The organism is Desulforhopalus singaporensis, assembly GCF_900104445.1.
GTDB classification, from domain to species: Bacteria; Desulfobacterota; Desulfobulbia; order Desulfobulbales; family Desulfocapsaceae; genus Desulforhopalus_A; species Desulforhopalus_A singaporensis.
Window position 1 is genome coordinate 1 of the sequence record NZ_FNJI01000054.1, and the last position, 14126, is coordinate 14126.

At 48.4% G+C, this 14126-nt stretch carries 11 protein-coding genes and 1 pseudogene; 8 read left to right on the plus strand and 4 right to left on the minus strand.

The genetic code is table 11. The features are described from left to right. The 8 genes from BLQ17_RS20445 to BLQ17_RS20480 all read left to right on the plus strand — a co-directional run. Positions 1–630, plus strand: a 630-nt coding sequence (locus BLQ17_RS20445) for a UbiD family decarboxylase (protein ID WP_143005585.1), incomplete at its 5' end; no start/stop codon positions are given. Positions 631–691: 61 nt separating this feature from the next. Beyond that, positions 692–2899 carry an aldehyde ferredoxin oxidoreductase C-terminal domain-containing protein gene (locus tag BLQ17_RS20450; RefSeq protein WP_092225996.1) on the plus strand — a complete coding sequence of 736 codons (2208 nt, stop codon included), beginning with the start codon at positions 692–694 and terminating at the stop codon, positions 2897–2899. A 45-nt stretch (positions 2900–2944) separates the two neighbouring features. Continuing rightward, positions 2945–3715 (plus strand): IclR family transcriptional regulator, encoded by a 771-nt coding sequence (locus tag BLQ17_RS20455; RefSeq protein WP_092225997.1) that lies wholly within the window; start codon positions 2945–2947, stop codon positions 3713–3715. A gap of 180 nt (positions 3716–3895) precedes the next feature. Then, positions 3896–4915 (plus strand): TRAP transporter substrate-binding protein, encoded by a 1020-nt coding sequence (locus tag BLQ17_RS20460; protein ID WP_092225998.1) that lies wholly within the window; start codon positions 3896–3898, stop codon positions 4913–4915. 4 nt (positions 4916–4919) lie between these two features. After that, positions 4920–5462 carry a TRAP transporter small permease gene (locus BLQ17_RS20465; protein ID WP_092225999.1) on the plus strand — a complete coding sequence of 181 codons (543 nt, stop codon included), beginning with the start codon at positions 4920–4922 and terminating at the stop codon, positions 5460–5462. Positions 5463–5470: 8 nt separating this feature from the next. Continuing rightward, on the plus strand, positions 5471–6778 hold the full coding sequence (locus tag BLQ17_RS20470) for a TRAP transporter large permease (RefSeq protein ID WP_092226000.1): 1308 nt from the start codon (positions 5471–5473) through the stop codon (positions 6776–6778). Positions 6779–6831: 53 nt separating this feature from the next. Further along, a complete protein-coding gene (locus tag BLQ17_RS20475) occupies positions 6832–8193 on the plus strand; it encodes a dihydroorotase (protein WP_092226001.1) in 1362 nt (453 codons plus the stop codon). Position 8194: 1 nt separating this feature from the next. Next, positions 8195–9439, plus strand: a complete 1245-nt coding sequence (locus tag BLQ17_RS20480) for a Zn-dependent hydrolase (protein ID WP_092226002.1) — start codon at positions 8195–8197, stop codon at positions 9437–9439. Between the two features lie 25 nt (positions 9440–9464). On the opposite strand, the gene BLQ17_RS20485 is transcribed toward BLQ17_RS20480, so the two are convergent. From BLQ17_RS20485 to BLQ17_RS23005, 4 genes and pseudogenes are all read right to left on the minus strand, one after another. Next, complete coding sequence (locus BLQ17_RS20485) at positions 9465–9986, minus strand: PaaI family thioesterase (protein WP_092226003.1); 522 nt, start codon at positions 9984–9986, stop codon at positions 9465–9467. 385 nt (positions 9987–10371) lie between these two features. Further along, complete coding sequence (locus BLQ17_RS20490) at positions 10372–10650, minus strand: PqqD family protein (protein WP_092226004.1); 279 nt, start codon at positions 10648–10650, stop codon at positions 10372–10374. Between the two features lie 137 nt (positions 10651–10787). Next, positions 10788–13073, minus strand: coding sequence for a glycosyltransferase (locus BLQ17_RS20495; protein WP_092226005.1), 2286 nt, complete (start codon positions 13071–13073; stop codon positions 10788–10790). Positions 13074–13721: 648 nt separating this feature from the next. Beyond that, positions 13722–14126 (minus strand): annotated as a pseudogene (locus tag BLQ17_RS23005) (DUF4198 domain-containing protein); the annotation flags it as partial.

The window sequence follows — 14126 nt, forward strand, 5'->3', positions numbered from 1 at the left end:
GTTCTCCATGGCGACAACCTGGTGGACGAAGGACCTGTTTCGGAATTTCACGGCTTTTACGAGCTCTACGGTCCCGGCAACAAGATGTTCATAAAAACCGTTACCCATCGTCGTAACCCTGTCTACCAGGCAATTCTTCCGGGTTATGCCCCCGAGCACCTTCTCGTCGGCGGTGCAGCCATCGGAGCAACTACCTGTTTCGCCCTGAAGAAAAAAATTCCAAACGTCACCAACGTGTTGATAACAGAGGGCGGCATGGGACGGCTGCACGCCATTATAAGCATGCACCAGCCCAAGGCGGGAGAGGGCAAGCGCGCCATCATGCTGGCCATGGGCCACACCAACCTGCTTAAGCTGATCATTGTGGTTGACGATGACATTGACCCAAACGACTGGACCCAGGTTGAATGGGCCTTGGCCGCCAGAATGAGGGGTGAGGAGGATATCATGATAATACCCGGGGTGAAGGCCGATCGCTGCGACCCCCTAGAAAAAGACTTGACGATTACCAAGGTCGGAATAGTCGCAACCAGAAAACCCAGTGATTCCCTGTCACCGGAGAAATTCATCCCTGCCAGGGCACCGGAACGAATTCTTGCCCAGGTAAAAGAAACATTGGATAGATATTGATCTTTTGCTTTTTTTAAACGCAAACCGCAAAAGAAAAACAGAGTTATTCGGGAGAACAACAATGCATTTACACTTTGATCCGAATCGATGTTACAGCTGTAAAACGTGTCAACTGATCTGCTCCTACCACCACACCGGATCATTCTGGCCGGAGAAAAGCAGTATTGAAGCGTACAGGAATCAGCAAAACGGTTATGTAAAGTGGTCAGTTGACAACACCTGCGACGGCTGCAGTGGCGAGTCTGAAGTTCTCTGCGTCAAACATTGCGTATACGGAGCCCTTACCATTGGGGCGAAACAACCGCAACCAGAAGGTCATGGAAAAAAACTCACCGCTGAAACCGATACAGGCGGCAGTTGTCTGGCCGGGAAAATCTTAAGAGTTGATCTTACCGAAAACAAAATCTGGACAGAAGACTCCCTTTTCTATGCCCAAAAGACCCTTGGCGGTCGTGGAATAAATTCCATGATTATGGTCAACGAGATCCCTGCGGGAACCAGATGGTCCGATCCCCAAAACCTGCTCTGTTTTGGCGCCGGTCTCCTTAACGGGACAATGGCACCCGGGGCCTGCCGTGTAGATATTTCGTCAATTAGTGTGTTCTCAGGCGGTAAAGGATCCGCCAACGTCGGTGGCTTTTTCGGTCCTGAAATGAAATATGCCGGCTACGACAATATCATCATATCGGGGAAGGCCCCAAAACCGGTCTATCTTTATATCCGCGACGACGTTGTCGAAATCAGAGATGCCGAAGGGCTCTGGGGACAGACTGTTTTTTCATCTGAGGCCTGGCTGCGGGAAACTCTTGGCGACCCCCAGGTGAAAACAGCTCTCATCGGCCCGTCGGGTGAAAACAGGGTAAGAGGATCAGCGGTCATGATCGATGGATCCCGGGCTGCGGGAGGATCTGGGGTCGGCTGCGTTATGGGCGACAAAAACCTCAAAGCAATCGCCGTCAGGGGAACCGGAAAAGTAGGGTTGGCCGACCCTGCCCGTTTTATGAAGGCTATCGATAAATGCAGCGCGCAATGTGCCCGGGAACCCAACGTCGTACCAATGCGCAAGTCTCTTACAAACTTTTACTCCGATCCCGATTTCGAAGGTTGGGAGCGGATAATGGTAGTGCGCAACGGACAGGACGAATACTGGGAAAAAGAGAAGCGAATAGAACTCATGAACCAGCAAACCGGGGTCCCGAGTATGAGAAAAGGGATGCGGGCCTGCTACCTTTGCCCTACCGGCTGTTCGTCGTACATGGAAATCGACGACGGGCGGTTTCAAGGAACAAGGGGTGAAGGTTTCTGGGTGAACACCATCATGGGTCATGCCGCCCGTTTTGACCTGTCTGATCCCGAAGCCGTCGTTCATGCATGGCTGCTGACCAACGAGATGGGACTTGACACAGACTACGTTTCCTCCGGCCTTGCCTGGATTTTTGAGTGTTATGAAAACGGATACATTACCAAGGATGACACTGGTGGAGTCGAGCTCAACTGGGGGGACGGCGACGCCCTGGTGGCAATGATCAAAAAATTGGCTTACCGGCAGGGAATCGGTGACTTACTTGCTGACGGCATGCTGGAGGCTGCCAAAACAATCGGCCACAATTCAGAATATCTCCTGGCGCACATGAAAGGTCAGCCTTCGATCGAACCTTTTCGAGTTCCCAAGGGATGGGGGCTGGCGGTTGCCACCTCACCAATCTGCGGAAGACATTTACGGGGATCCACCCAGGGCAGCCACAGGTTTGGGCCAAGACCACGTCCCGGCAAATTCGGTGCCACCGAATATGAAGGGCAGCCAGAGGGGGTGTACTGGCAGGCGCGTACCAAAGAGCTCGAAGACAATATGGGGATCTGCAATTACGTCGGCACCTGGTCCGGAGGTAATTACCTGACCCCTGGAAATTTCGCCGAACTTATCAGCTCCGCTCTCGGCATAGAAGTAACCGAAAAGGAGTTGATGGATCATTATGCATGTGTTGGCCGAAACCTTGAAAAGGCCTTTAACACACTGTTTACAGATCTGGAGAGAAAAGATGACCTGCCTCCCGAACGATTTAGAAAAGAACCGGTAAAATCGGGGCCAAACAAAGGCTTCATTGCTGACGAAGAAAAATATCACACGATGCTGACCGAATTTTATCAACTTTGGGAGTGGGATGCGGAGTCGGGACTGCAGACGCGTGATGGGCTGGAAAGGCTTGGCTTGAAAAACGTCGCCGATAAACTGGCCGCCCAGGGAAAACTCGTGCAGAAAAAAGCATAACTCCCCACACCACTAATCCTGGAACAAAGGTCGAAAAACTCTATTATGCCCAAAAAGACATTTACATCACTGGAAAAGGCAATCGATATTCTCAACTTATTCGACATCGACAACCGGGAGTTTTCCGCCAAGGAAATATCCGAATCCCTTGAGATACCGTTGAGCTCGACCTATAAATACATTGACTTTCTGGTGAAAAAACAGCTCTTGCGTAACAAACCCAAGTCAAAGATGTACGGGCTGGGCTTCATGATAACCAGGTTAGGCTATGTTCTTGAAAAAGACATCGATATCCTGGACATCTCAAGACCACACCTGGAAAAGCTTTGTAAAGAGACTGGCGAGACTGCAATTTTAACCATGATAATCGGAGATGAGGTGATCAGTCTCGACCGTGTGGAACCTCAGCGTCTGGTAAAATTCAGCCTGGAGCCGGGAAGGCGTCTTCCCCTGCATATCGGGGCAACCTCCAAAATCCTGCTTGCCTTTCAGGATGATCAATTCATCGAAAACTACCTTTCGACCAACCCTCTTACAAAATTAACAGAAAAATCAATATCAGATCCCGAGTTGCTCAAAGCGGATCTCGAAACAATCAGGGGGCAGGGATACGCCGTCAGCAACTCGGAGGTTGATGCCGGTGCGCTTGCGGTCTCGGTGCCCATTTTCGACCAGAGAGGCGCTGTGATTGCCGGTCTGACTGTGGCCGGCCCCCGTGAACGTATAAACCAGACCCAGACAATGCATCTCTGCTCTATGTTGAAAAAAAGAGCGGAAAAGATCGCATATGACCTGGGTTTTCTCAACAGAGAATAACAGGAGGAAAGTCCGAATAAAGATAAGTTGTGGCAAGGTGTGCAGTGCCACCATTTTTGAGGTGGTCAGAGGATATTTATCTATTTTCAATCATAAATAAAATCTGCAATTATCCGTCATCGAGAATGGTAATTGCAGAACCCGTCAACCAGACAAAATGGCGTCAGCCGGAGGAAAAAAATGAAAAAATTGATGATTCTCGCGTTACTCGGTATTTCAATTGCTTTAGCCGGTCAATGTTTTGCCACCGAACCGGTCACACTGCAACTTGCCAGTTTTGTTTCCCCCAAAAGCGTGACCAACTCTGTCACCATACCAGCGTTCATAAAAGCGGTTGAAGAAGCTTCAGAGGGAACACTAAAAATCAATCACTATCCCGGCGGAACCCTGGGCTCAAGCCCCAAATCCCAACTCAAGCTGGTGGAAGACGGTGTCGTTGATATCGCCGAGGTGGTAGCGGCCTACACGCCGGGACGTTTTCCCGAGTTTGCACTGTTCGAACTGCCTTTTGAGTTCAACAACTCCGAAGAGGCAGGTCTCACGGCATGGGAAATGTATAAGAAAGGGCTCATGCCCAGTATGGACAACCTCGAAGTCATGGGAATTGTGCAGGTCGGTCCCTATACCCTTCACGCCAGCAAGGATATCAGTTCACCAGATCAATTATCCGGCCTTAAGCTCAGGGCCGGAGGTCCCACCCAGGGCAAAATCATCGAACAGCTCAACGCCGTACCAATCGGTGGAATCGGTGCCACCAAAATTGCGGAAGGCATATCCCGCAAGGTTCTCGACGGCTGCCTGATGGACGACGGCAATCTCTTTAATTTCAGGATCGCAGATGCAACCCGCTACCATGTGGTCAACGTCCAGATGGGTAATGTTGCCGTATTTTTTCCCATGAACAAGGCTAAATATGACAGCCTGCCGGAAAAAGCTAAAGCGGCGCTGGATATGTATCGCGGTGAGTGGCTGACCCGCGAGCTGAACAGAAACCTGGACAAGCAGATTTACAGCGGCATTGAAAAGCTTCGCAGCAGCCAGAAACATCATGTCATCGAATGGTCTGCTGACGAGATCGAACAGGTCAAGCAGGCAATGGCGCATATCAAGGACGAATGGAATGTAACTGACGCAAAAGGTATCAATCTGTACGAGGAGATGTTGAAGGCCAAATCGGATGTTCAAGCAAAAATGAACTAACGCCATGGGAAAATTCGTTAAAAATATAAGCGAATATGTTGCCTTCATCGGTCTTGGCGGCCTGATTATTCTCTCGATAGTGATCCTCGTTGACATTATCGGGAGAGAATTGCTGGGCATGCCGATTCCGGGCTTCAGCGACATCACGGGTGAATTCATTATCATCACCGCCGCTGCATGTTTTCCTGCATCTTTTGCAGACCGGAGCCATGTTTCCGTTAGATTTGTCGGCCAGATAGTTCACTGGCGCGTCCGGGAAGCATTGGATCTACTGGGTAATGTGGCAACGCTCGTCATCCTGTTAATCATTGTGGTTCAGTTAGTTGAATATTCTGAACAGGTCTGGGTTAACAAGGAGACAACCTGGTTGATCGCACTACCTATCTGGCCGGTGTGGTGGACGGTCACCGCATTGCTGGCTATTTCCTCCATCATCCAGGCATTAATGACTTATTTTCAGGTCAAGAGGCTTTTTTCACCTGTAAAACTTAGCGATCTGGATGCCATAGAATCCGATTCAGCTACAGTACAGTCGTACGAGGAGTAACTTTTGCAATGACACCTATAGAAATCGGTTTGATTGGACTGGCCTGCCTCGTTTTTGCCATTTGCTGCCACATCCCGGTGGGCATAGCAATGGCTGTTGTTGGAGCAGGCGGATATCTGATCCTGACCGGAAATCCTTCCGGAATGCTGAGCCTTATGGGTACGGAGATTATAAGTACCCTGTCAAACCATGAATTTTCAGTAATTATGACCTTTATTCTGATGGGTGGAATGGCCGGCGTTGCAAAACTCTCGTCAGATATTTACCGGTTGTCCAATGCATGGGTCGGCCACTGGAAAGGCGGGCTGTCCATTGCAACCATCCTCGGATGCGGAGGTTTTGGAGCAATTTCAGGTTCTTCTATAGCCACAACCGCGACAATGGTAAAAATTGCCATGCCTGAAATGGAGAAAAGAAAATACGCCCAGGAGCTTTCAACAGGGACTCTTGCGGCGGGAGGAACCTTAGGGTCGATTGTTCCTCCCTCAATTATTATGGTTCTCTACGCTGTACAGGTCGAGGAGTTCATAATCGACCTGTTTCTGGCTGCCGTAATCCCTGCAATTCTCTCCGTGTTTCTGTTCGCCGTATCGGTACGAGTCTACCTGATGATCTATCCGGAAAACGCGTTGCAGGCAGAGCGGACCTCATGGCCGGAACGAATGGCAACGGTCAAGGACAACTGGGCTTCGGTCTCTATTATCGTAATCGTCATGGGAGGAATTTATTCCGGTTTTTTCACGGTAAATGAAGGTGCTTCAGTAGGCTTAATCCTTACCTTTTTTACCGCCCTGATGCGCCGAACGCTAAACCGAAAAAGCCTCAGCGCAACCATACGCTCAGCAGTCGGCAGCATCGCCCTGTTGTATGTTATCATGACGGGAGCAAATGTTTTCACCTATTTTATAACCCTGTCCAACATGCCGGCGGCGATAGTTGACTGGGTTATAGGCCTTGGACTCTCCCCCATCATGGTGATCTGGACTCTTGTTTTCATGTATATAGCACTTGGTGCTGTTTTTGACGCCATTGCCGGAATGCTTCTCACTCTCCCCTTCGTTTATCCGTTGGTTACAGGTCTCGGCTATGATCCGGTCTGGTGGGGAATTGTAAATGTCATGGTAATCGAAATCGGCATGATCACACCGCCGGTCGGAATTAATGTCTTTGTTTTGAAAGGGTTACGCAAAGACATCCCCCTGACTACTATTTTTAAGGGTGTGATACCGTTTCTGGCTGCCAATCTGCTTGCTCTCACCCTGGTCATTTTCTTCCCCCAGCTCAGTCTCTGGTTGCCCAATCTATTAAGGCAGTAGAACCGGATTGATTTAACTATAAGATATAAAACACTAACCAGTCCTTAAAACCAATGAAACTTTACGACATTTTAATACAGGGCAATATTGTAACCAGGGATGAGATCATCCATGATGGATATGTTGCTGTATCGGGTGAAACCATCGCCGCGGTAGGCCGTGGTGAACTGCCGCAGGCTCAAAAGATATATGATGAGCGCGGATCTTTCGTCATGCCTGGCGGAATTGACTCACAGGTTCACAGCAGGAGCCAGAAGGACCGGGAGGGTTTTGCGTGGTCCACCCGGTCCGCTGCCAGCGGCGGGATAACCACCATCGTCGACATGCCTTATGATGATGGAAACATGATCTGCAACGGTGAACAGTTCCGGGCCAAGATTGCCAACGCAGAACAAAATGCAAGGGTCGACGTCGCGCTGTACGCGACCATCGCCCCGGAAGAGGGAACGCTCCGCATAAAAGAGTTGGTAGAGGCGGGGGCGGCCGGGTTTAAATTTTCCACTTTCGGTACAGATCCCAAAAGATTTCCCCGTATTCCAAGCTATCTGCTTTTTGAGTGCTTCAGGGAAATAGGTAAATATCAGCTTGTTGCCGGTGTCCACAACGAAAACGATGAGGCTGTCAATTATTTTGTCGATAAGGTGAAAAAATCCGGTCTGACAGACTGGACCGCGCACGCCTTAAGCCGTCCGAGGATTACAGAGACTCTTGCCATGGCGGAAATCTATGAGTTGGCTGCCGAGACAGGATGCCGGGGGCACGTCGTGCACTGTTCGGTCGGCCGGGGCTACGAAATGTGTGCCGCATACCGCAGCCAGAATGCAGACACTACCGTGGAAGCCTGTATACATTACCTGATCCTGAACCATGAGGAGCATGGACCGAAACTGAAGGGGCTGGGCAAAATCAACCCGCCCATACGACCAAAAGCTGAAGTTGAAGCTATCTGGAAACATTTGCAGAAAGGAAACGTGACCGTTGTTTCAACAGATCATGTCAGCTGGTCACTGGACCGCAAATCTGATCCGGATATGTTAAAAAACGCCTCGGGAGCACCCGGTCTGGAAGTTCTGTACCCGTTGCTTCTTACAGGATGTAAACAGCACGACGTCTCCTTGGTAAAAGCCGCTTCAGTTATTGCCGAAAACCCGGCAAGACTTTTCAACCTGCATGACCGGAAAGGAGTGCTTGAGGTTGGCAAGGATGCAGACATCTCTATATTCAGGGAATCGCCCTACGAATATAATCCGAGAAAAAGCGGCAACAACATTTCAGACTGGAGCCCTTACGAAGGGATGACACTTGATTTTAAACTGTCAAAATCGTTTCTCAGGGGAGAATTGATCTGTGATGACGGACTGGTACTTTCCAGACAGGGGAACGGCAGGTTTTTAAAACCAGTTTTGGGAAAATAAAATGAAAATCAACAGCGATCGACTCTGGGAGACACACCTGGCTGCAGCAACAATGACTGAGGCCGGCTCACCATATACAAGAAGGTCCTTCACCCCCCAGTACAGAGAAATGAGGAGCTGGCTCACAGACGCATTTGCCCAAACCGGTCTGGAGGTCAAAACCGATGCGGCCGGCAACCTGCTCGGCATCTATAGAGGAAGAACGGAAAAAAACGTCGGGGTCGGTTCCCATACCGACACCGTGCCCTGCGGCGGCCGTTTTGACGGCATAAGCGGAGTTTTATCGTTTCTTGAAGCGGCACGATGCATGAAAGAAAACGGGTATGTCCCGCAAAAAAACATCGTCGGCATAGATTTTCTGGCGGAAGAACCTTCTGAATTTCGTTTATCATGTATAGGAAGCCGCCTTGCCACGGGCAACTTCAACGAGAACATGCTGCAACTCAAACACCGGCAAACCGGAGAGCTGCTGTCCGCGGCTATCCAGGACTGGGGTGGCGATATTTCGCTTCTGGCTCCCGGTCATTCCCTGTTTGATGCCACCAAATTTGACGGGTTCCTCGAACTTCATATCGAACAGGGGCCGGTTTTAGAGAAAAAACAGCTCGATGTGGGTCTGGTAACAGGTATCTGTTCGGTGACCCGATATGACTTCACGGTAAAAGGAAGGGCCGATCACGCTGGCAACACCCCTATGAATCTCAGATCGGATGCTGTAGTTGCTGCCGCAAAACTGATAAACGGCATTTCCGAAATCGCCCGGGGCACCCTTTCGAAAGGACCATACTTTACTGCCACCGTAGGCAAGGTCGATGTTTTCCCCAACGGATCTAATGTCATTGCGGAACAGGTCGACTTTACGCTGGACATTCGTTGTGAAACCAACCAGCTGGTGGATGAAACCCTGCAGGACATATTCGCTTTGGCAGCGGATACAGCAGGAAAGACCGCTACCACCATTTCCCATGTGAAAATAAGCCAGAGCCAACCTTCGATAAGCAGTGAACGGCTACTCTCTGTCCTTGAAAAAAATGCAATTGAGTTAAATCTTCAATACACGAGAATGCTTAGCGGTGCCGGCCACGATGCAGCCTACATGTCAACTGTTATGCCCATGGCAATGATATTCATTCCGTGCCGCAAGGGGCGAAGCCACACCGCATCGGAATATAGCGCAAAACATCAGATCGCCAAGGGCGCGAATTTGCTGTTGCAATCTTTGATAGAGCTGACCAGCTCTGATTAGTCGTTGCGGTCACGGTACATGGGAACTACTTGGTGGTGGGGATTTCAACGGTTTCGGGGTCGTCCGGGCTCGAAACCATCCGCCAGTCCTCACCCTGGTGATCGAAATCGTCGGCGATCTTGTCAATCTCCATTTTCAGGTACCTGCCCCTGCCCTGGACCGCCACGGTTCCATCTTCCAGTACAATCTCGCCCTCGCCGTCAAAATAGCGTTTTTTCTCGGCAACAATGCGGGTCAGTATTACCACTTCCTTGTCAAGAGGCACCGGCTTTCTCAGTTTCATGGAAAAATCGAGGGTCACCCCCCACACGCTTTCGGCATAACGCACCATTATCGCCCTGCCGATTGTCTCGTCAAGAATCGTTGCGGCAATTCCGCCATGAAGCCTGCCCGGATATCCCTGATGTTCTCTGGATGGTTGAAAAACAGCCATAAGTTGTCCGTCGTCCAGTTCATAAAACCTGGCCTTGAGGCCGAAGCTGTTTTCCACCCCGCAGACAAAGCACATTTTCGAGTTGGGCTGCTTTCTCTCCACCTTGCGACGCATGTCATCTCCTTCATGCTCACGTTACATGAGGGTAAAGATTTATCTTCTGTTAAGATTGCACGATCCGGTCGGGCCAGGAACTGTAAGATTTGTGAAAAACAATGCAACAGGGGTGGCTCAATATCATGATCGGACAGCTGAAAAACTCTGCCAAAGCCACTTATCATGGTATTGATTACAAACCGTTGCCTCGTCACCTCACAAAATTCTGTTACAGGTTGAATCGACGTTTAAAATGAGAGCTGACGATGGAAGATCTCGTTCATCACACTTGTAAATCATCACCGATTCGTCAGTACACTTTAGCACTTGTTGAAGATTGGTGGTAATCAAAAAAGATTTTAACAGCATATCTAACAACCAGACACAGTAGAGCAACTAACCTTTACTCGTCTTCCAGGGTAACAGCTCCGCTTGAACGAAGCATTTCGAGAGTAGACTCCACTTCACTTCTTAATCTACCTTTATTGTCAGGGTAGATCTCTTCCAGGGACGACACTATCTGGTTGACAGTTATGTCCTTTTCACAGAGGACCCAGATTAAGTAGGCCGTATCATTGAGATACAGCGCCTGGGTTCCCACTTCACTATAGAGTAGAATTTCGTTGTCAAATTTTTCAATAGTGTAGTCTTTATTAAGTACTGGTTTTTGCTCGCCATTCATTTTTCAATTATACAGTTAGATGGTTATCGGATGACTCGAAGAGGGTGCTCGTTTTCGATGAGTATATTCGGTTGCCCTTGAAGATTTTTTTTGCTGATCAACTCCAGTTGTGCCAATAAAGAATAAATACCTTGAGATCACGCATCATTTTGCTGTGCCAGGTATTGATCAATAGATATGTTATCTGCTATCCACTCTGTAATCGCCTCATAAGAGTGAGGGATATCGTCAATAATTTTTTGGAAAATAGAATTGTTATATGCTATTGGATTCGAAACACAAACACTCTTGGGCCATTGTAATGACGAACAATGAGAGCCCAGTTTATTTTGCTCGAACTGCTCACTCTCCCCGATATATTCAAAAGTCCAATTTGTGGATTTTAATTTTTCAATATTCAATGCAAATAATTTTGTGCAAGAATCAGAGATAATTGTATCATCTTCAAAAATCAGTACCCTCTTTAAATTTTGCTTTTCAGCTGAAGCGACAATGGCTCTGTGGGACAAAGCGCGTCCAATATGATGATTGTCAGGTGTAGGCAACCCTTTAAAAGGTCTCACTCTTTTTTCGATACCGATCTTCTTGAGCTGGTTTATCATACTACTGTATCGTTCGCCATCAGGGTCTACAGTGATGCAGTAAATAGCGTCGAAATAAAAGAAAGGGGAGTTTAGCTCCTCTTCAATTCTTAGCAGAGTATCTGTTACGAACTTTTCACCAAGGTGTTCGGAAAAATGTTCTCGGATCGGGTCACAATCAAGACCAAGTTCCTGCAATCCAACCATATAGTTAAATATGCGATCTTCCCATTGAATGGGGTAGGGGATACCCATTGGACGATTAAAACGATGCATCCATCTTAAAAAGGGCAAACAGAGAGCTCGGTTCCCGTTCTGGCGAAATTTTTCATGGATATATCCCTCTTCGCCTCCGAAACCTCGAAAACGAGGATTGAATCCCAACCAAGCATCTTTTCTACAGGAAAATAGACCCAACCCTTGCATGGGAATTTCAAACGGCTTGTTATTGACGGCCTCAGCACGTTTGTCATATGCCCATGCACCGTACATACCATGTCGCCAGACAGGATCAAAGTGACTATAAAGCAAATCTTCTCGATCTCGAATCATTGGTCCCTGGAGTAAATCTTCGCAATCCGGGTGAGCATCATAATAGTCAATCAATTTCTTTATCGCGCCGGAAACGATTAACACATGGCAGTCAATGCAAAGCACATAGTCACTGTTGGCATTGTGGAAAATATAATCCCTGACAGTAGTGCTCGAGTGTTCAATGAAGGGCACATATCGATATCCCTTCACTTTTCCTTCGAGTTCTTTCAAGGCTTGCCCACATGGACCCACCGGATTGTTGTCCAGCACAAATATTTCGGTAATATCAGCAACTTCAGGGTGATACATACGGATAGCCTGAACAGAAAAATATACCCCATCATAGTCGTCATAAGTAGCCATCCCAATGGTCATCTTTTTTTTAGGACCTTTGGGAGTGGCTGCAGGAATAGGGTTCGGAATCGGTTTTGGTTTATGCTGTTCAGCGGTTAAAGGGACCGGAATATGGTTCAGGGTTCCGTGGTTGAATGGTGAGAAAAATGTATTCAGTGTTTTCGGTGAGTGCTTATGGCCAAGCAAGAAAGGCAGATGATGTTCAGCAAAACCTTGCAGTTGGTCAACGTGACCATAATGCAATAATATTGCAGGAATAGTCCTGGCAATTTTTGCAGCTTCATGAAGACTTTTCCCTTTAAGCAGTTTTAAATTAACTACGTTTTTTAAAACCTGCATGGCAGATTTAGCTGGCGAAAGTATTTCAAGGAAAAAGTTGCTTCCAGGAACATAATAAGGAAAGATGATTAAAGACGGAGGGGCTAACACGCAATCGCTTTCAGCTGATGCGTGTAGTAAAGTTATATCCCCTTTTTCGGTGTGATGGTCAAACCGTAACGGCCCCGGGAAACAGTGAGTGTTGGTATCATCGTAAGGTAAGTATACCAGGTCACTTGCCTCAGGTGAAAAACCTTCAGGTGCTAAATAAGCCGCTAACGTCGCCTTCCCGCACCCGGCAGCCCCAGGAAAAATAATTGTTTTCTGTTGCCAAGAGAGTGCCGCTGATTGAAGGACGAGCCCATCTTTCATGACAGCTGCCCATTCATCAGCCAGTGTTTCCAGTAAACAAAGGGAAAGCTTCTCTTTCGGAGCCTCAAACTTGCGGTCACGATTCGTAGAGTAAATTGTGTAGAAATCGGTTGACTGCTGATGAATTATTTCAATTCTACCTTTAACGGACTCAGCGGTTGTTTTTACAAAATGAGAAAAGAGAGGTTGAAGCGATGAAGCTGCAATAAGTGGGTAGGAAACTTGAAAAGAGATCTTGCCAAAACTTATATTTATTGAAAACATGTCCAGGTGTCTTTGCTCTATCTACTTTAGTGCTTTGGGCCTGCTCCTTATTGCACTGTTGGAAAACATTTCTATGTAATCGACGAGATCTCGTCGGGCCTGCTCTCTTATCGCATAACACCAACTCGGTTTTCAGGTGCCGAGGCAGCTTTCTGCGACGTTGTTATCTCAGCAATCGACCTCGCGAATCATACTTTTTTTCATCTGATTTTCAAGGAGTAACTTCTGACAGCCATTGGCATTACTTACTGACTGCCACGATCCAGACGAAAGATCCCCCCAAGCCTGCAGACGCCAGATTGCCATCTGCAAAAAAATTAAAGCTAGCGCTTTAGTGAGCCGGTTACTCATGGAGCAACCGTCAGCTTTCATGGTCCAAATGCAGGTGGTGTCCGATGCCTGGAAAACAGCAAGCTGGCGGTCAAGCAAATTGGGAGCCACAGGGACTTTACTTGCACCGCTGCCAATTTTCTCAGCGTTGCAGTCCTTGTACGACCACTGGAGGAACCCGGTGCGGAGAGTTCTTTGGATACCCTCCTTACACCATGGTTCCACAGACTTTCCAGTGGATCTTGTCCACCTTTTTTCTTGCCCGTTAACCACTTCATCAAAAGGCTGAAATCACTCCTGAAAAAGTGGCTGGTAATTCTAAGGCAATAAGATAGTTGTTGTAGTGGTAGTGGTAGTAGTAGTTGTTGTTGCCGGTGCCGGCGTGTTAACCTGGCACGCGGCCGCACCGCTAGCCCCGGATACAGTGGTTACAACATTAATGGCCGTGATCCCTGGCCCCCCGGTCACGGTAACGTCGGAGGAGAATTTACCGGATGAATCGGTGACGGTATTACGCGTTACCGGGCTGCCGGAACCACCTGCAGGCGTGGCAACAATCTCCACGGGTAAACCGGCAACTGGCGGGGTTACAAAACCATCGACCAGGACTCTAACGGTAACAGTGGTTTGATCGCCTTCCAGAATCTCAATCGCGCAGGGATCGTTCAGGGTGATATCTCCACTAGTTGCTGCATGTGCGGGTAAAAATAACTGTTCGATGAC